We start from the raw sequence: 19,663 nt of genomic DNA on the forward strand, positions 1-19,663 counted from the left end.
ATGGGTGATAGAATGACACCTATTCCATTTAAAGAATTAATGGAATGGATAACTTACGAAAATAAAAAGTACGGCAAGATATTTGGAGTGAATAAATTTTTTAAAAAGCAGGATGATAAGGTGCTTGAAATATTCGGAGAAAAAATTGAAACTCCTTTTGGACCAGCAGCTGGTCCACATACACAGTTAGCACAAAATATAATTGCAGCTTACGTTTCTGGATGTAGATTCTTCGAATTAAAAACAGTACAAACTCTTGATGGTGAAGATTTACCTGTATCAAAGCCATGCATAAAAGCAGAAGATGAGTGTTATAACGTAGAATGGTCAACAGAACTTAGAGTTCAAGAAGCATATGCTGAATACATTAAAGCTTGGTTTGCACTAAAAATATTATCAAAAGAGTTAGAACTAGGAAGTCCAGATGGCTTTATTTTTAATATGAGTGTAGGATATGATTTTGAAGGAATTTCTTCACCTAAAATAGATGAATTTATTATGGGGCTTAAGGATGCATCTAAGAGTAATATCTGGAGAGAATGCAGGCAGTATGTATTAGACAATATAGAAAAATTTAAAAATATAGATAAAGAGTATGTTGAAAGTATATCACCTAGGGTATGTAGATCAATAACACTATCAACATTACATGGATGTCCATCAAAAGAAATTGAACATATTGCAACATATCTATTAAATGAAAAAGGACTAAACACTTATGTGAAATGTAATCCTACTTTATTAGGGTATGAGTTTGTACGTAAAACTTTAGATAGTATTGGATTTGATTATGTTTCATTTGATGAGCATCATTTCCAGGAGGACTTACAATTTGATGATGCTATTGTTATGTTTAGAAAACTGCAAGATTTAGCAAGCCAAAAGGGATTGTCCTTTGGTGTTAAATTAACTAATACTTTTCCAGCGCTTATTAAAAATGCAGAATTACCAGGCGATGAGATGTATATGTCAGGAAAATCTCTATATCCTCTTTCCATAGCGATGGCATCTAGGCTATCAAATGAATTTGATGGGAAATTAAAAATATCTTATTCAGGTGGAGCAGATTTTTTTAATATAAATAGTATATTTGAAACTGGAATATGGCCTATAACTATAGCAACAACAATGTTAAAGGTTGGCGGATATCAAAGATGTGTTCAAATTGCTGAAAAATTAAGTAAGTTAGAATATGCAAATAAATATGTTATGAATAATGAAAAATTAAATGAGTTAAAAGATGAATCAGTAAAAGATATTCATCATATAAAACCTATAAAACCAAATTATACTGGCAAAATAAATAAAAAAGTACCATTAGCTGATTGTTTTATTTCAGCATGTGAAGAGGGATGTCCTATATCTCAAAATATTCCAGAATATATAAATTTTGTAGATAAAGGTAAACATCTTGAAGCGCTAAGGGTTATAGTAGAAAAAAACCCACTCCCATTTATTACGGGAACAATATGTAGCCATGCATGTATGGGCAAATGCACTAGAAATTTCTGCGATGAGTCCGTTAATATAAGAAATATAAAATTACAAGCAGCAGAAAATGCATATGAGGATTTATTAAATGAACTTGTGAAAACAGAAAAGAGTGGTGGACGAGTAGCCATAGTCGGTGGAGGAACTACAGGTCTTGCAGCAGCATATTTCCTTGCAAGAGAAGGAATGGATGTAACTATCTTCGAGAAAAGAAATGCTTTAGGAGGAATAGTCAGCCATATTGTTCCGGAATTTAGACTGCCACATGAGACTGTGCAAAAGGACATCAATCTTGTTTGTAGCCTGGGAGTTAAAGTTGAGTTAAATTCAGAGCAGAATTCTGTAGAGAATTTGAAAAAACTTGGATATAAATATGTCTTATTTGCTATTGGTGCGTGGAAACCAGGTAAGTTAAACATTGAAGGTGAAAATGTAATTAATGTACTACAATTTTTAGAGAGATTAAGAAGTAAAGATAGTACATTAAACCTTGGAAAAAATGTAGTTGTAGTAGGTGGTGGTAACACGGCTATGGACGCAGCTAGAGCAGCTAAAAGAGCAGAAGGAGTAGAAAATGTATATTTAGTTTATCGTAGAACTAAAAAATACATGCCTGCGGATATGGAAGAATTGCAGCTAGCAATTGAAGAGGGAGTAGAATTCAAGGAATTACTAGCACCAGTTAAAATTACAAAAGGTGTTCTCAGTTGTGAGATTATGGAACTAGGACAGCTAGATGAAAGTGGTAGAAGAAGACCAGTTGCAAGTGGCAAGATGATAGATATACAAGCAGATATTGTTATATCAGCAGTTGGTGAGAAGGTAGATGCTGTAATATTTAAAGAAAATAATATTAATGTAAATGAAAAAGAGCAAGCTATTGTAGACGTTATAACATTAGAAACAAATATTAAAGGGGTATATGTGGCAGGAGATGGGCTACACGGACCTGCTACTGTAGTAGAAGGAATAGCAGATGCAACAAAAGTTGCAAGAGCTGTAGTTAAACAAGAAAAAAACCATGATTTGGAAGTGGAATTACCTGAGACAAACACAAATATTGAAGCCATAATGGCTAAAAAAGGTATACTGAAAATGTCCCTGAGTGGTAAAGCAGAATGTGAAAGATGTCTTCAATGTTCAACAGTATGTGAAGCATGTGTTGATGTATGTCCTAATCGTGCCAATATTGCTATAAAAGTAAAAGGAAATAGTATGCATCAGATAATTCACGTTGATAAAATGTGTAATGAGTGTGGAAACTGTGAAATGTTCTGTCCTTATGATAGTGCTCCATACAAAGAAAAGTTCACATTATTTGCTAAAGTTTCAGACTTTGAAAATAGCGAAAACATGGGATTTGTATTAATAGATAGCGATAAAAAAAATGTAAGAGTTAGATTACAAGATAAGGTTTTAGAAGTTAATCTTAATTCAAGCAATACAGGAATACCTAAAGATATTGAGAATATGATTTGGGCTGTAATTTCAAATTATAACTATATGGTTTAAGAATCCATTAGGTAAAATTAGAGGTCAATTATTATAAAAGGTGGAAGTATTGTAACTCCAAAAGGGATCACTATAAGTTGAAAGTGATCCCTTTTGGAAAATATATAAAAGGAGGGGCACTAATGTTTAATTTTGTTGTAAATGGGGATAAGGTTTATGCAAAAGAAGATAAAAAATTAATTACTTTTTTAAGAGAAGACTTGAATTTAACATCAGTTAAGAATGGGTGCTCTGAGGGGGCCTGTGGAACTTGTATGGTTTTAGTTGATGGCGTGGCAAAAAAAGCATGTGTGCTAAAAACAAGCAAGCTTGTAGATAAAAACATTATAACTGTTGATGGTCTAACAGGCAGAGAAAAAGACGTATATGGATACGCGTTTATGGAGGCAGGTGCAGTTCAGTGTGGTTTTTGTACTCCCGGAATGGTTATAAGTGCAAAAGGTCTTATTGATAAGGTAGAAAATCCAACTGAGATTGAGATAAAAAATGCTTTGAAAAATAATATTTGTCGTTGCACTGGATATGTAAAAATAATTGAAGCTGTGAAGCTGGCTGCAAAGCTAATACGAGAAAATACAGAGGTACCTAACTGTACTTGCAAAGGCATAGTGGGAGAAAAATTAAATAGAGTTGATGCTGTGGACAAAGTACTTGGCATAGCAGAATATGTAGATGATATGCGTATAGATGGTTTAATTTACGGGGGAGCAGTTAGAACTAAATATCCCCGTGCTTTAGTAAAGTCTATAGATATTAGTGAAGCTAAAAATTTAAAAGGGGTTCATGCAGTAATAACAGCAAACGAACTTCCCGGAAATCAAAAGATTGGTCATATTGTAAAGGACTGGGATGTATTAATACCAGTGGGAAAGATAACTCACTGCATTGGAGATGCTATAGTTCTAATAGCTGCCGATTCACCAGAAATACTAGAAAAAGCTAAATCACTAGTTAAAATTGATTTTGAAGAATTAACACCAGTTACATGCCCAGAAGAGGCACTAAAGGGTGATGCTCCGCAAATACACGCAAGTGGTAATGTACTTACAACTGAAAATTTAGTATTCGGTAATGCAGATAAACATATAAAAAATTCAAAATATGTTGTAACAAATAAATACAGTACACCATTTACAGAACATGCTTTTCTAGAAACAGAAGCAGCAATTGCTGCGCAAGATGGTAATGGTGGGATGATAATATATTGTGCAGACCAAGGAATTTATCAAACGCGTAAGGAATGTGCAGAAGCCCTGGGAATGGATCAAAGTAAAGTAAGAGTTATAAGTAAAATAGTTGGTGGTGGTTTTGGCGGAAAAGAGGATATGAGCGTTCAACACCATGCAGCAATTCTTAGCTTTTTATCTAACAAGCCTGTGAAATTTGCATTAAGTCGCAGTGAAAGTATAATGATACATCCAAAACGTCATGCTATGGAGATGGAGGTTACAACTGCTTGCGATGAAAATGGATATTTGACTGCTATGAAAGCTATCATAATAGCTGATACAGGAGCCTATGCATCACTAGGCGGACCTGTGCTACAAAGGGCATGTACTCATGCAGCGGGCCCTTATAATTATCAAAACATTGATATAATTGGGAAAGCGGTATATACAAATAATCCGCCAGCTGGTGCCTTTAGAGGTTTTGGGGTAACACAAAGTTGCTTTGCAATAGAGTCTAATTTAAATCAGCTTGCAGAAATGGCAGGAATAACTCCCTTTGAAATAAGATATAGAAATGCCATTAGGCCTGGACAAGTAATGCCTAATGGTCAAATTGCAGACTCATCCACATCTATTGTGGAAACACTAGATGCAGTAAAAGAGATATGTCTTCAAAATCCTAAAGCCGGAATAGCCTGTGCTATAAAAAACAGTGGTGTGGGGGTTGGACTTCCTGATATTGGACGTTGTAAACTGATTATAAAGGATGGTAAGGTAAATATTTATACCAGTGCAGCTTGTATTGGACAAGGACTTGGAACTATATTAACGCAAATAGTTTGTGAAACTCTTAATATGTCACCGGATAAAGTTGTGCATGCGGCCCCAGATACTTTGACTTGTCCTGATTCTGGAAATACAACAGCTTCACGTCAAACACTGTTCACAGGTGAGGCAGCAAAAAGGGCGGCTAGAAAACTTCTAGATGTATTAAGCTATCAAACATTAGAAAACTTAGAGGATCAAGAATTTGAGGGCGAATTTAAAGGAATAACTGATAAAATGAATTCAAATAAACAAAACCCTGTAAGCCATGTAGCCTATGGCTATGCAACACATGTTGTTATTTTAAATGATGAAGGAAGAATTGAAAAGGTTATTGCAGCTCATGATGTTGGGACTCCTATAAATCCTAAAAATATTGAAGGACAGATTGAAGGCGGTGTTGTTATGAGCCTTGGATACGCGCTAACAGAAGATTATCCACTTGTTCGTAGCGTGCCAACTGCAAGATTTGGAACACTAGGACTTTTTAAAGCAACAGAAACACCAAAAATAGAATGTATTATACTAGGTAGAGGAAATACTAATCTTGCTTATGGGGCAAAAGGCATAGGGGAGATATGTTCAATACCTACGGCGCCTGCAGTGGCAGGTGCATATTATAACTATGATAGAGAGTTTAGAAGCAAGCTACCTCTTCCGAATACACCATATAGTAAGAAAAAATAGAAATGTGCGTTATTGTTCACTGTTAATTAAATACGTTAACAGTGATATGATTTAAATCAAGCATGTGAAAAAAATAACTATTGTACTGGCTAGTTATTTTTGAATATGCAATAAGTAGGTGATAGCATGATGCTGAGCAATTATATTGGACTAGTGGAAAAAGATATTTTATCTATTGTTGGGGCTGGTGGAAAAACCACCATGATGTTTAAGCTTGCAGAAGAGCTTAGAGGGAGTAACAAGGTTTTAGTAACTACAACTACTAAGGTATATACTCCAGCACTAAATAAATATGATTTTATTTGTACTGATAAAAATGATTTTTACAAATATTGTAACATGAAGGAAAATGGCATTTATATATTAGGACTGGGAATAAATGATGAAAATAAAATATTAGGACTTAGCTACAAAGAATTAGATGAGTTAGCACCTTATTTTGACTATATATTAATAGAAGCAGATGGAGCAAAGAAAAAACGACTAAAAGCATGGAATGAATTTGAGCCAGTTATATACGGAAAAACTACGAAAACTATAGGTATTATGGATATACAATCATTAGGTATGGTAATAAATGAGGATAGTGTTCATAGAAGTAAAATATTTCGAGAAATAACTGGGGCACATGAAGGTGAAATTGTTAAATCAGAGCACCTATCTGAGATAATAGTGAATCCACGAGGATTGTTTAAAGGCGCCATAGGGGAAAGAATATTATATATAAATAAAGTAGAAGATCCTAAGGATTTAAGATTAGCTGAACTGTTAGTTGAAGAAATAAATTTAAAGAATAAAAAATTATTAAATAGTGTATTTATCGGAAGCTTAAATAACAATGTGTATTACAGTAAAGTATGAAATTTCTCCTGCGTGCCTTGCAATCGAACTCAAAACAAGAATTTCTAAATCAAATTTCAATTGTTTGTCGTTTCTTATTGCAAGTCACTCCGGATAAATTTCATGATTCTAATTTATATTTAAAATACAGACATAACAAAAGTAAAAAGAAGGAATAAAGTTTAAACTATTTAGTTATGGATAAAGGCAGGTGATTAATAATGGTAAGTGCAATAATACTAGCAGCAGGGTACTCAAGGAGAATGGGTAAGAATAAGCTTCTTTTAAAATATAGGGGCAAATCACTGATCCAGCGCACTATAGAGACTATTGAAAAGTGTGATTTTTCAGAGGTAATTCTTGTAGGGAGAGAAGAAGAAATAATAGAAACTGGTAATAGGTATGGTTTAGTTGTTATTAAAAATGAAAATGCAAATAAAGGAATAAGTGAATCTATTAAACTGGGTGTAATGCAAGCGGCGCAAACAGATGGATATATGTTTTTTACGGCAGATCAGCCTTTTTTAGATAGGGATACAGTTAAAAGATTAATTCGTGAATTTACAGAAAATCCAGCCTATATAATTGTTCCGCGTTGTGATAAGAGTCGTGGGAATCCTGTAATATTTCCATACAGTCTTAAAGAAGAGTTTTTGCAGTTACAGGGAGATGTTGGGGGAAAACTAATAATAAATAAAAACTTGGACAAAGTTAAATTTGTAGAAATAAGTGATAGCTTAGGACTATTTGATATTGATACTAATGAAAATTATGAGTATATTCTAAAACTAGAGGAGAATAATGAATATGTTTAATGAGGTCGTCATTATACGTGGTGGAGGAGATTTAGCATCTGGTACAATTCAAAAACTATATAGAAGTGGATTTAGGGTATTAGTTTTAGAAGTTCCAAAGCCTACTGCTATTAGACGGGATGTATCCTTCAGTGAAGCGGTATATCAGGGAGAAGTAGAAATAGAAGGAATTACAGCTGTACATGTATGCTGTTTAAGTGAAATAGAAAAAGCCTGGAGTAATAAAAAAATCCCCGTGATTATAGACCAAGAAGGTAAATATATTAAAAAAATAAAGCCTAGAATTGTAGTGGATGCTATTATTGCTAAGAAAAACATGGGAACAATAAGGGATATGGCAGAAATAACTATTGCTCTTGGACCTGGATTTATAGCAGGAGAAGATGTAGATATAGTCATAGAAACTGCTAGAGGGCATAATCTTGGTAGGTTAATTTTTCATGGAGGAGCTTCGAAAAATACAGGGATTCCTGGAAGTATCATGGGTTATTCTAAAGAAAGAGTTATACATTCACCTTGCGTCGGAATAATGGAAAATGTTCTCCATATTGGTGATGTGGTTGAAAAAGATGATGTAATTGCCTATATAGGAGATGTAGAAGTAAAAGCAAAAATATCAGGATTGTTAAGAGGGATTTTACATAGTGGAAGCCCAGTAGTTGCGGGATTTAAAATAGCAGATATTGATCCAAGGTTGTCAGAAAAAATGAATTGTTATACTATTTCTGATAAAGCAAGAAGTATAGCAGGGGGAGTATTAGAAGCAATATTTTATTTGATAAATCAATCTAAGGAGGATTAACGGTGTGGAAGAGAAAATTTTAAAAGAAATTTATGAAAGTTTATCAAAAGGACATAAGGCAGCATTAGTCACTATTACAGATATAAAGGGTTCTACGCCTAGAAAAAAAGGATCTCTTATGGCAGTTTGGGAAGATGGAAGAATTGAGGGAAGTGTTGGAGGAGGTAATATTGAGTATTCGGCCATAGAAAAAGCCATAGAGTGTATTAAGAAAGAAACTGATGGGCAATTTGAATTTGAATTGAATGATGAAGGGGATTTGCATATGCAGTGTGGAGGAAAAGCTACTTTATATGTGAAGATATTTAAACCTAGATCAAAACTACTTATAATAGGGGCAGGCCATATAGGAGTAGAACTCTTTAAGCTAGCAAAGGTAATAGATTTTTATACTGTAATATTCGATGATCGGGAAGAATTTGCAAACGAAAAGCGATTTAACTCCGCCGATGAGATAATTGTAGGCGACATTGGGGGCAAGCTTTCACAGTATCCTATTGATGAAAATACCTATATTATAATAGTAACAAGAGGTCATAAATGTGACGCTGATGCTCTTAAGGTTACAGCTGAATCTGATGCTTCATATATTGGAATGATTGGAAGTAGGAAAAAAACAGAGTTTGTTATGAAGAATCTCATAGGTGAAGGAATTGGAAGGGAAGCACTTAAAAAGGTATATGCACCAATAGGAATTAACATTTCTTCGCAGGAGCCAAATGAAATTGCTTTTGGAATTATGAGTGAAATATTAATGGTTAAGAACGAAGGGTCATTGCAACATCTAAAGGATATAAAAAAGGTGGATTTTTAGATATACCATAGGAATATGTAGCTAAAATTTTAGAATAACTAGGAGAAGTAAAATGAATGTAAATTGGAGAATTTACTTGAAAGAAGACAATATAAAGGTTTTTGGCAAGGGTCCTAAAATGTTGCTTTTAAAAATTGATGAATTAGGATCTATAAGAAAGGCAGCAATTTCTATGAAACTTTCCTATACAAAAGCTTGGAATATGATTTTAAATTTAGAAAAGGGTACTGGCATAAAGGTACTTGAAAAGCAAATTGGGGGTAAAAATGGAGGTGGGTCTATACTTACCGAGGAAGTTAGAATTTTGATTAAAAAATTTGATGAACTTGAAATAGAAGTAGGAGAGTGCATTACAGAATTATTCAATAAAAAATTCAAGGAATAAACCATATTGATATTGTTTGTAATAAAAGGATTCATTATAGCAACCGTTATGTATTAGAAAACATAACCTGTTTTCTACCTAGAATTACGAGGAGTAAAGAAAATTTGAAAGCACAAACAAGGGAGGACAGAAAATTGGGTAATAAAAATATGGGAGGATGTTAAAGTGATGCGGTTCACATAAATCAGATGAAGATGTATTGAAGGAAGTTATAATGAAAAATATAAGTTAGGGGTGTATAATATGAAAAAAATACCTGTAAAAGATGCAGTTGGATCCGTTTTATGTCATGATATTACTCAGATTATTCCAGGAGTAGTAAAGGATATAGCATTTAAAAAAGGACATATAATTAAAGAGGAAGATATACCATTATTACTTTCCATAGGTAAAGAGAATCTATTTGTATGGGAGAAAAAAGAAGGATATCTTCATGAAAATGATGCTGCAGAGAGGTTAAGAGCCTGTGCAGCAGGTCAAGGCCTTACTTTTAGTGAAGTAAAAGAAGGCAAAATAAATTTTATAGCGGAGTATGATGGACTTCTTGTAATTAATACAAAGCTATTATATGAGCTTAACTCCTTAGGGGAGATAATTTTAGTTACACTACACAATAACTACCCTGTAAAAAAAGGACAAAAAGTTGCAGGAACAAGAGTTATCCCCCTTGTAATTGATGAGGATAAGATAAAAAAAGCAGAGGCGTTAATGGAACAGCAGAAAATTGTAAGCATCCTACCTTATGTGGCAATGAAAGTAGGAATTGTTACTACTGGTAGCGAAGTATATCACGGTAGAATAAAAGATGCTTTTGGTCCAGTAATAAGAAGGAAAGTTGAGGAATATGGCTGTGAAGTGCTTGGACAATCTATACTTTCCGATGATGAGAATAAGATAACACAAGCAGTTCAGGAATGGATAGACAAGGGCGCTGAAATGGTAATTTGTACAGGTGGTATGTCAGTGGATCCTGATGATGTTACTCCCTCAGCGATCATAAAAACAGGAGCAGAGCTTATAACTTATGGGGCACCAGTGCTTCCAGGAGCAATGTTTTTATTAGCCTATAAAGGAGATATTCCAATCTTAGGACTTCCTGGCTGCGTAATGTATAGTAGAACAACTATCTTTGATTTAGTTTTGCCAAGGATACTTGCAAAGGAAAGATTGTGCTTTGCTGATTTTGCAGCTTATGGACATGGCGGGCTTTGTAATGAATGTGAGGAGTGCAAATATCCCGATTGTGCCTTTGGAAAAGGAGTTTAGGGAAGAAAACTTAGAATAGAGGGCTGATATGAAAGACAAAGGATTATTTAGGATAATTTTAGCTTTAATATGCGGTATATGTGTTTTATTTTTAATAACACCTATCATTGCACTTTTCACTTTTCCTTGGGGGAGGTCACTGAATTTAATTTTGGATTCCTTTGTATTGAAGGCAATTATTATTAGTTTGAAAAGTACTTTTCTTTCACTATTAATAATTATAGCAGTGGGTATGCCAACAGCTTACTATATGGCAAGATACTCCTTTTGGGGCAAGAGATTTGTTGAAATAATTATGCAACTACCACTTGTATTGCCTCCAGCAGTAGCGGGGTTACTATTATTAGTTACATTTGGTAGAAATGGACTTATTGGAAAGCATCTAGCTCCCTTTGGTATTCAATTGCCTTTCACTTTTATAGCGGTGGTTATAGCGCAGGTGTTTATAGCAATGCCTATATTTATTCAGGCAGCACGTACTGGTTTTGAAAAGGTTGATAGGGAACTAGAGAATTCAGCAGCGGTTTTAGGAGGTTCTAATTTACAAATATTTTATCATATTACTATGCCACTATCAAAAAATTCCTTGATAACTGGTGCTATTTTATCTTGGGCAAGAGCACTTGCAGAATTTGGGGCAACTATGCTATTTGCAGGTAATTTAGCGGGAAAAACACAGACCTTGCCTCTTGCTATTTATACAGCAATGGAGGTGGATCTAAATATATCCATGGGGATTTCAGTATGTCTAGTGGTGGTATCAATTGGAGTTTTGGTCATATTAAAATGTATTGTAAGGTCGGAGGAGGATATCAATGTTTGATAGATATATAAGAAAAAAGATGAAAATCAGGTATATTAGAATAATGTCAATTATAATGAGCCTGCTATTAATTATGTTAAGCGGGGGATGTAAATCAAAACAGGAAGGGAATGTAGTTAAACAAGAAATTACTGTATTCGCAGCAGCTTCTTTAACAGAAAGTCTTCAAGAAATAGTAAAGTTATTTGAGAAAGAAAATCCAGAGGTAAAAGTAAAGCTGAATTTGGACAGCACAAGCAGATTAAGATTACAAATAGAGCAGGGAGTGGAAGGAGATGTTTTCTTTTCGGCAAACAAGACGCATTATGATGCACTAAAAAAAGAGGGATATATCACTAAAGGACAAGCCCTATTATATAATTCCATGGTTGTGATTGTGCCAAAGAATAATCCAGCACATATAGAAAAAGTAGAGGACTTGCAAAATAAATGTAAACTTGTTTTAGCCTTGAAGGAAGTACCTGCTGGAGACTATGCAAGAAAAATAATTCACTCTTTATCAGGGAGCATTGGAGCAGAATTTGAGAAAAAGGTACTAAATAACATTGTGTCAGAGGAAAATAACGTAAAACAGGTGGTAAATAAGGTTGTAATGGGGGAAGCTGATGCAGCATTTGTTTATTCATCAGATATTACACAAAGTGTGAAAGATAAGGTTAAAGTGGTGGAAATTGCACCGAAGTATAATGTACGTGCAGAGTACTTCATTGGTAAATTGAAGGCTAAAAATGAAAATCAATATATTAAAAAGATCTATTCTTTTCTAATAGGAGAAGAAGCTCAAAATATTTTTAAAAAATATGGATTCAATAGCATTAAATAGCAAGAGAATTCGTAATATAAATAGAAGGGAAGGGATAGTAGATGTTTGATTTAGGGATTGTAAATGGAAGGATATATATAGATGGGCGTTGGTATGAAGGAAATTTGTATATAAAAGATAATAAAATATCAACAATTTCCAATGAAGTACTAGAAGCTAAAGAAGAATATGATGCAAAAGGAAGAGATATATTACCAGGTTTTATTGATCCACATGTGCATTTTCAACTTACAGTAGGCACGCGCACCTCAGCGGATGATTTTTATAAGGGCTCAAGAGCTGCAGCCTTTGGTGGCATTACAACATATATTGATTTCTTAGACCCAGTAAAAAACAATACATCATTAAAAAAAGCTTTTAATCTAAGAAGGACTTTGGCTGCAGATAGTGTAATTGATTATGCCTTCCATGCAACTATTGCTGATTTAGATGAGAAGCCTATTAGCTTTATAAATGAAGTTAAAGCCTTAGGAATTCCTACAATAAAACTATTTACCACCTATTCAAGTTCTGATAGGCGTACAAAGGATAGAACTATAGATAGACTTTTAAGCCATACTAAAGAAACAAGAACTCTTTTACTAGCACATTCAGAAAATGATGGACTAATACTTGAAGGTGGCAAAATACCTGTGATTCAACATGAAAGATCAAGACCTGCAATAGCAGAAATAAGTGAGGTTATAAAGCTTGCTGAAATGACTAAATATAGAGATGGAAGAATGTATATTGTGCATACAAATTGTGGGACAACCGTTGAGAGACTTAAAGAAAATTATAGGTCCATTCTCAATAGGGATTTTATCCTTGAAAGCTGTCCACATTACTTTGTTTTTTCTTCTTCTAAATATTTACAGAGAGATGGGTATTTATACACCATGACTCCACCTCTTCGAAGTGATAGGGAAGTGAAAAAATTAAATGATCAAATAGATAATATATTTACAATAGGTACGGATCATTGTCCCTTTAATTCCACAGAGAAAAATAGAGAATTTATTGATGAAATGCCTATGGGTATAGGTGGAGTAGAATATTCGTTCCCACTTATGTATGCAAAGTTTGGAGAAAAAGTAATTGATAAGTTCACAAAAAATCCTGCAATTGTACATGGATTGTATCCTAAAAAAGGAACCCTGCTTCCAGGATCAGATGCAGATATAGTTATATTCGATCACAATGAACAGTATATTATAAAGGAAAATCATTCAAATGTAGACTACAATCTATATAAAGATATGGAGATAACAGGAAAAGTTTGTTCAACTATTTCTAAAGGTAAATTTGTAGTTAAAGATGGTGTTTTCATAGGTGGGAAAGGTGAATATTTGAGTCGAGAACTTAAATATTAATAATTTAAGAGGTTTTTCTTAGATTATGCCATAAGGAAAAGTATATATTACTATATATAAATTTGCATGAATTATGTGGAAAATGAACGCGAAAGGTTGCTATCAAGTGAGAAATCCTGATGCCAGATATATTATTTAACTTTAGCATTTTTATAATGCGTAAGTTATAATCCTGTATCTGGCATTTTAACGATATTTCAGATGATGATTTAATGTGGAGTTAAATTTCAGTGATGGTTATAAAATAATAAGATTTATTAAGCAGAAACATAGATAAGGTAAAGGAGAAATATGGGGATAAATATTAGGCGATTTATGTATATATGCATGATATAATAATATTATTATAGAAGCAAGTTCTCTAGCTTCAAAAAGGGGGAAGAATCATGACAGAAACTTTTATACCTAAAAGTAAGCAGGAAGCCTTAGGGCTCTTAAAACAAAAAAAATGTGTAATTTTAGCAGGTGGCACTAATTTAATGGTAAAAACAAAGAAATGGTCTGAAGGAATATCTGACCTTGATAGTGATATTATCCTTATAAAGCATTTGCAAGAACTTAAAAATATTGACATAAATAATAGATATTTATCCATGGGAGCTGCTTGTACACTTTCTGAATTAGCAGAGACTATATTATTACCCAGCTATTTTAGTGAAATAATATTAGATATGGCATCTCCAGCTATTAGGAATGTTGCTACTATAGGAGGAAATATATGCAATGTGGCATCAGAAGGAGATATATTACCTATTTTATATGCTTTAGATGCCATATTAATAATAGAGTGTTTAAGTGGAACAAGAGAAATAGCAATAGCAGATTTTATTTTGGATAGGGGTAAAAAAGATTTAAGAGCAGAGGAACTTCTAGTGGAAATTAGAATTCCTACAAATATGTTCAAATCATTTTATTATAAGAAAGTAGGCACAAAAAGATCTAATTCTCTTGCAAAAGCATCTTTTATTGGATTTTATATATTGGAACATGAGAGAATTGTGGATGTAAGAATGGCATTTGGATCAGCAGGGGCTATGGCTGTAAGGTCTAGAGAGCTTGAGGATAGACTTAAAGGGCTTAGTAAGGAAGAAATGGAAATAATTACGAAAGATTTAGAGCAAGAGTATATTAAAATTATATTATCTATTGATGATAAGAAGATTACAACTGAGTATAAAAAAGAAATTTATTTGCAGTTAATGAGGGAGTTTTTGGTGAGTATTTATGATAGTAATTCAACAAAAAAATAGACCACCAGAATGCCACCAACATGCCATTTGCTATGTTGGTGGCAATGTTTTTAGAAAATCTAAGTAAATCAAACAATTCCATATCTATGAAATTATGATTATCGTTTACTAAGCCCTATGCTTCTGTGTTTGGCTTTTGACTGCTACAGGAAAGAATGTTATACCTAATTAGACTGGTTTTTATTATTATGAGGTACATAAGTAATTATTAGTGGATTATATTTAAGATTTATATAAGGAGTGATAGATTTTGGTTGCTGATAAACTGTTTTATAAAACTTTATTAAAAAACATGTTTTCTGATTCATTTGGAATTGTGTTTTGGGATGGGAGTGAAGAAAACTACGGTGAAGGTGAGTCTAAATTTAAAATTATTTTTAATGAGCCAATACCAAAAGGTGATATTATAAATGATCCATCAATAGCCTTAGGAGAAGCATATATGACTAAAAAAATAGATATAGAAGGTAGTGTACAGTCTGTTATAGAATCCTTATATAATAATAAGGAGAGCTTTTTGAGGAAAAGTGAGATGTATCAAAAACTAATTAAAATAGTAAAAAGTACTATAAAAAAAAGCAAAGATAACATACAATTTCATTATGATATTGGTAATGACTTTTATAAATTATGGTTAGATGATAATATGACTTATTCTTGCGCATATTTCGAAAAGGATACAGACTCTTTAAATCAAGCTCAAAAGAACAAAATAGATTATATTTTAAGAAAATTAAACTTAAAGCAAGGTCAAAGCTTACTTGATATAGGTTGTGGATGGGGCGAACTAATAATTTCAGCAGCTAAACAATATAAAGTGAAGGCTACTGGAATTACCTTAAGCTCAGAACAGCTCCAAAAGGCTAATGAAAGAATAAAAGCTGAAGGATTAGAGGAGTTAGTTCAGGTTAGGCTTGTAGATTACAGAGAATTGAAGAATATGAGTTTTGATAGAATAGTTAGCATAGGAATGCTAGAGCATGTAGGAAAAGAAAATTTGCCAGAATACTTTAATGTAGTAAATAATCTTTTAAAGGAAAAAGGTCTGTCTTTACTTCATTGTATAACGGGAGTAAATGAAAGCGGTACAAACACATGGATAGATAAATATATTTTTCCAGGTGGAGACATACCTGGAATTAAAAACATAATTACTTATATAGCAGAACGGAAATTTGAATTAATAGATATAGAAAATCTTAGAAGACACTATGGAAAAACATTGGAACATTGGGCTGAAAATTTTGAAAATGCTCTTCCTATAATAGAAAAGAGTAAAGATGAAACATTTATAAGAATGTGGAGACTATATTTAAGTTCCTGTGCAGCATCTTTTAATTGTGCTAATATAAATCTTCACCAAATATTATTTGTAAAAGGTGTAAATAATGATTTGCCTTGCACAAGAGAGTATATGTATAAATAGGTAAATGCCTTATGAGATTTAATAATAAAATTACAAAAATAGATTTTTGATTGCATGTATGTAAATACTATATAAAAAGTAGGTGAAATAATGAAGTACTTAAGACAATTAATGATTATTTTGATTCCATATCTTATTGGAACCGTATTACAACTAATATTTAATTTGCCAATTCCAGGATCAGTAATTGGACTTATTTTATTGTTTTTAGCATTACAAATAGGAATAATTAAAGTTGAAATGATAGAAGAACTTTGTGAGTTTCTTTTATCAAACATGTCTTTTTTCTTTATTCCTGCTGGAGTAGGTTTAATGACAGCCTTCGGTGTGTTAAAAGGAAAATGGATACCATTTATCATTATAGTTATTATTTCCACGTGTTTAGTTTGGATTGTAACAGCCTTCGTAGTTAAAATTTTGAGGAGTGGACGTAAATATGAATAATTTAATTGCCTCACCAGTTTTTGGTGTGCTAATATCCCTTATTGCTTATGAAATTGGAATTTATATAAAGAAAAAAGGAAAACTTCCAATTTTCAATCCACTTTTAATAGCAATTATTATATTAATAGTTTTTCTTACAAAATTTCATATTAAATATGAAGACTACAATAACGGAGGGCAAATAATCTCGTTTTTCTTATTTCCTGCTACAGTGGCATTAGCTTTGCCTATGTATAAGAAATTTTCATTATTTAAAGAAAATGCTATGCCAATACTTATAGGGATTTTTAGTGGTGCTATTGTGGGTTTTGTATGTGTAGTGTTTCTTTCAAAATTATTTGGGATTGACCATGTAATTATTGAATCTTTGATACCAAAGTCTATAACAACACCTATAGGAATAGTTTTATCAAAGCAGTTAGGTGGACTTCCATCAATTACGGTTGTAGCTATAATAATGACCGGGATTATAGGTTCAATTGTGGGCCCCTTTCTATATAGTATTTTTAAAATTAAAGATAAAGTTGCCCTAGGAATTGCTATGGGAGCGTCTGCTCATGCGCTTGGGACAGCCAGGGCTATGGAAATAGGGGAAACTGAGGGGGCAATGAGTGGCTTAACTATGGCTATTTCAGGAATTGTTGCTGTTCTTTTATACCCTATTTTGTGGAAAATATTTCTTGCACTCTTAAAATAATTTATTAATATACTGTATTTTAGGTGGCAATTAAATTGTGTCTACAAATATAATATAAGCTTGATAAGGAGGTATTTTTATGGAGAAAAATGAAAACAAAGGGCCGCTAAATAAATTATTTGATTCAATAGACAATTTAGTATCTGATGAGAAGGAGCAAAAATTAAGAAGTAAATTGGGAAAAGAGATACGCAGGTGTATTTTTACAGATGATATAATTGAGAAACTTAATGAGAATGATTTTACAGGTTTGGTTGAACAGGAAGAAGAATTAATAGAGCTTTTTTCTATGATATTTCCTGTTTTTGTTGAAAAAAATGATGTTATATTTAGGTTATATAAGCATAAAATTGAAGTTGATTTATCAGAAAAAATGAGTGATAGATATATTTATATCTTTTCAGATGGGAGACTTACGTCAGGTTTATTTGAGTGTTTTAAGCTTTATGATGATGAATATATTTATGGAGTAAAAAAGATAATAAATATCATCCCAAGTTTTAGAGAAACTATACTAGAGGAGCTGATAAATTTAGATAAAAATGAAAAGCTACATAAAGAAAAGATGGGAACTTATAAGGACAGAGAAATAGTAGCTAAGAGAAATTTCAATGAATTGTTAGAGAACTTAAATAAAGTTAAGTAAATGTGTATAAATATTTTATATAGGAATTCTTTTGTGGATAAATAATTAAATAGTGGATTTTAAGGAGGCAGTAAGGTTGCAGAATATTTTGCAAACTTGCTGTCTTTTTTCAGGTTATGTTGGGTTAATAGTATCGGTGTAAAGCAAAGATTTAGATAAGAGGTTGCCATTCTCATAAGTAACCCTAAACACATTTACCTTATCTCCCACCACTTCATTAATAACCTCATATTTTTTATTACTAAGAATTGAATTTGAGTACACATTAAATGTTACAGTTTTGTTTTGCACTATAGATTCTATATATATTGGGTAAGAATATGTATTTTTAAACCTATAATCCAGAAGCCCATAGGCAACTGTAGCATCTAGACCTTGACCAATATATGCGGAATGTAAAGTGTGAGGGTACCTTTCCACGGAAATTATATTAGTTCTCAAAATAGCATTATAGAGTGTAGTTGACACTTGGCACACTCCACCACCTATGTCATCTACAATTTTATCATCTATAATTCCTTTTGCAGTTTTATAGCCTCTTTCAATAGATCTTTCACCTACTTCATCATTAAAGCTGAAAATATCACCTGGCATAAGAATTTTTCCATTTATAGCGCTGGAAGCTACTCTAATATTTTCTGAGCGATTTTCACTTGAATTCTCAAAGTCAGTTGTAACAGTAGATATCATAGTATTTACACCTTTTAAATCATTTTCTTTAATTTTTGGTTCAACTTTTCTTAATTCAGCTTGGACTATTAAATTTTGTTCTTGTTCAATATTATTAATTTTGTTAATTATAGCTTGTTTTAAAATTGCGGGATCAACCGTATATCCATATTCCTCTTTAGCTATAAGCAATTGCCCTAAATTGTTTTTAATAAGAGTTGCATTGGTTGCTTTTTTACTATTCTCTTTAACAATCTCCTTAAGAACTGTATCTACAATATTATAATTGTAAGTATGCTTAAGCTTAAGAACTTTCTCACCATGTGAATTTATAGCAAGAAAATTTTTGAAAATATTATCTTTTCTGCCAATATCATAAGCACTATCAAGGACTTTGATATAATTATATTTCATATCAAGTTTTGATGTATCAATAGTATATTGTTTGTTATTAAGTTTTACTGTTATATTTTTTTGCGCAATGAGTTTATTTTGATTTTCAACAATAGCTTTTTTTGCTTCATCCACTGTCTTTCCACCTACATATATATCTTCTACCCATACCTTTGGATATATTTTTGATTTGTATTTTGTTATGTTATAATACATGCTAATTCCTTGCATACTAAATAGAACTCCAATTATAATAAATACTGGCTTTTTTCTTTTTTTCGTTTGTTTTTCTGTTTTTGTAATAACATTTGACAACATTGTTGTTGCACCTCTTCTTATGATTAATAATAAATATATTATATATGTATAATAATAAAACTATTGTAGATGTTTTACAATAGCATTACTCTTATATATTTAATATTTTCAAATACTCCTTTTTCGAGAAATATTATTATACAGCTAAATATAAGGTTATAGGTGATAAATGCAGAATAGGCCACCCACATGCCAATTGCCATGTGGGTGGCATTT

17 protein-coding genes are annotated in these 19,663 nt (G+C 32.4%); 16 read left to right on the forward strand and 1 reads right to left on the reverse strand.

Translation table 11 applies throughout. From position 1 onward, the window contains the following. From ygfK to Ctaglu_RS09310, 16 genes are all read left to right on the forward strand, one after another. A complete protein-coding gene (gene ygfK / locus Ctaglu_RS09235; RefSeq protein WP_125000355.1) occupies positions 1 to 3,003 on the forward strand; it encodes a putative selenate reductase subunit YgfK in 3,003 nt (1,000 codons plus the stop codon). Between the two features lie 122 nt (positions 3,004 to 3,125). Then, positions 3,126 to 5,684, forward strand: coding sequence for a selenium-dependent xanthine dehydrogenase (gene xdh / locus Ctaglu_RS09240; RefSeq protein ID WP_125000357.1), 2,559 nt, complete (start codon positions 3,126 to 3,128; stop codon positions 5,682 to 5,684). A gap of 126 nt (positions 5,685 to 5,810) precedes the next feature. Beyond that, positions 5,811 to 6,545 carry a selenium cofactor biosynthesis protein YqeC gene (gene yqeC, locus Ctaglu_RS09245; RefSeq protein WP_125000360.1) on the forward strand — a complete coding sequence of 245 codons (735 nt, stop codon included), beginning with the start codon at positions 5,811 to 5,813 and terminating at the stop codon, positions 6,543 to 6,545. A gap of 200 nt (positions 6,546 to 6,745) precedes the next feature. Next, positions 6,746 to 7,339, forward strand: a complete 594-nt coding sequence (mocA, locus tag Ctaglu_RS09250) for a molybdenum cofactor cytidylyltransferase (RefSeq protein WP_125000363.1) — start codon at positions 6,746 to 6,748, stop codon at positions 7,337 to 7,339. Next, positions 7,332 to 8,141, forward strand: a complete 810-nt coding sequence (gene yqeB / locus Ctaglu_RS09255; RefSeq protein ID WP_125000504.1) for a selenium-dependent molybdenum cofactor biosynthesis protein YqeB — start codon at positions 7,332 to 7,334, stop codon at positions 8,139 to 8,141. The genes mocA and yqeB overlap by 8 nt, the downstream gene beginning before the upstream one ends. 4 nt (positions 8,142 to 8,145) lie before the next feature. Then, positions 8,146 to 8,955 carry an XdhC family protein gene (locus Ctaglu_RS09260; RefSeq protein ID WP_125000366.1) on the forward strand — a complete coding sequence of 270 codons (810 nt, stop codon included), beginning with the start codon at positions 8,146 to 8,148 and terminating at the stop codon, positions 8,953 to 8,955. Between the two features lie 52 nt (positions 8,956 to 9,007). After that, a complete protein-coding gene (locus Ctaglu_RS09265; protein WP_125000371.1) occupies positions 9,008 to 9,340 on the forward strand; it encodes a winged helix-turn-helix domain-containing protein in 333 nt (110 codons plus the stop codon). A gap of 243 nt (positions 9,341 to 9,583) precedes the next feature. Further along, complete coding sequence (locus Ctaglu_RS09270) at positions 9,584 to 10,606, forward strand: molybdopterin-binding protein (RefSeq protein ID WP_125000374.1); 1,023 nt, start codon at positions 9,584 to 9,586, stop codon at positions 10,604 to 10,606. Positions 10,607 to 10,634: 28 nt separating this feature from the next. Next, the gene (locus tag Ctaglu_RS09275; RefSeq protein ID WP_125000376.1) at positions 10,635 to 11,429 is read left to right on the forward strand and encodes an ABC transporter permease; all 795 of its coding nucleotides are present in this window, start codon (positions 10,635 to 10,637) and stop codon (positions 11,427 to 11,429) included. Further along, on the forward strand, positions 11,422 to 12,252 hold the full coding sequence (modA, locus tag Ctaglu_RS09280; protein WP_125000378.1) for a molybdate ABC transporter substrate-binding protein: 831 nt from the start codon (positions 11,422 to 11,424) through the stop codon (positions 12,250 to 12,252). Before Ctaglu_RS09275 ends, modA begins: the two co-directional genes overlap by 8 nt. Before the next feature lie 41 nt (positions 12,253 to 12,293). Beyond that, positions 12,294 to 13,604 carry a dihydroorotase gene (locus tag Ctaglu_RS09285; RefSeq protein ID WP_125000380.1) on the forward strand — a complete coding sequence of 437 codons (1,311 nt, stop codon included), beginning with the start codon at positions 12,294 to 12,296 and terminating at the stop codon, positions 13,602 to 13,604. Positions 13,605 to 13,990: 386 nt separating this feature from the next. Further along, the gene (locus tag Ctaglu_RS09290) at positions 13,991 to 14,854 is read left to right on the forward strand and encodes an FAD binding domain-containing protein (RefSeq protein WP_125000382.1); all 864 of its coding nucleotides are present in this window, start codon (positions 13,991 to 13,993) and stop codon (positions 14,852 to 14,854) included. A gap of 250 nt (positions 14,855 to 15,104) precedes the next feature. Beyond that, positions 15,105 to 16,280, forward strand: a complete 1,176-nt coding sequence (locus Ctaglu_RS09295; RefSeq protein WP_307720478.1) for an SAM-dependent methyltransferase — start codon at positions 15,105 to 15,107, stop codon at positions 16,278 to 16,280. A gap of 90 nt (positions 16,281 to 16,370) precedes the next feature. After that, a complete protein-coding gene (locus Ctaglu_RS09300; protein WP_125000384.1) occupies positions 16,371 to 16,724 on the forward strand; it encodes a CidA/LrgA family protein in 354 nt (117 codons plus the stop codon). Continuing rightward, complete coding sequence (locus tag Ctaglu_RS09305; RefSeq protein WP_125000386.1) at positions 16,717 to 17,421, forward strand: LrgB family protein; 705 nt, start codon at positions 16,717 to 16,719, stop codon at positions 17,419 to 17,421. The genes Ctaglu_RS09300 and Ctaglu_RS09305 overlap by 8 nt, the downstream gene beginning before the upstream one ends. A 79-nt stretch (positions 17,422 to 17,500) precedes the next feature. Next, positions 17,501 to 18,067, forward strand: a complete 567-nt coding sequence (locus Ctaglu_RS09310; RefSeq protein ID WP_125000388.1) for a hypothetical protein — start codon at positions 17,501 to 17,503, stop codon at positions 18,065 to 18,067. A gap of 114 nt (positions 18,068 to 18,181) precedes the next feature. Here Ctaglu_RS09310 and Ctaglu_RS09315 read toward each other — a convergent pair whose 3' ends face one another. Next, the gene (locus Ctaglu_RS09315) at positions 18,182 to 19,447 is read right to left on the reverse strand and encodes a VanW family protein (protein WP_125000390.1); all 1,266 of its coding nucleotides are present in this window, start codon (positions 19,445 to 19,447) and stop codon (positions 18,182 to 18,184) included. Between the last annotated feature and the right edge of the window lie 216 nt (positions 19,448 to 19,663).

Source organism: Clostridium tagluense (assembly GCF_003865095.1).
In the GTDB taxonomy this organism is placed as follows: Bacteria; Bacillota; Clostridia; order Clostridiales; family Clostridiaceae; genus Clostridium_AD; species Clostridium_AD tagluense.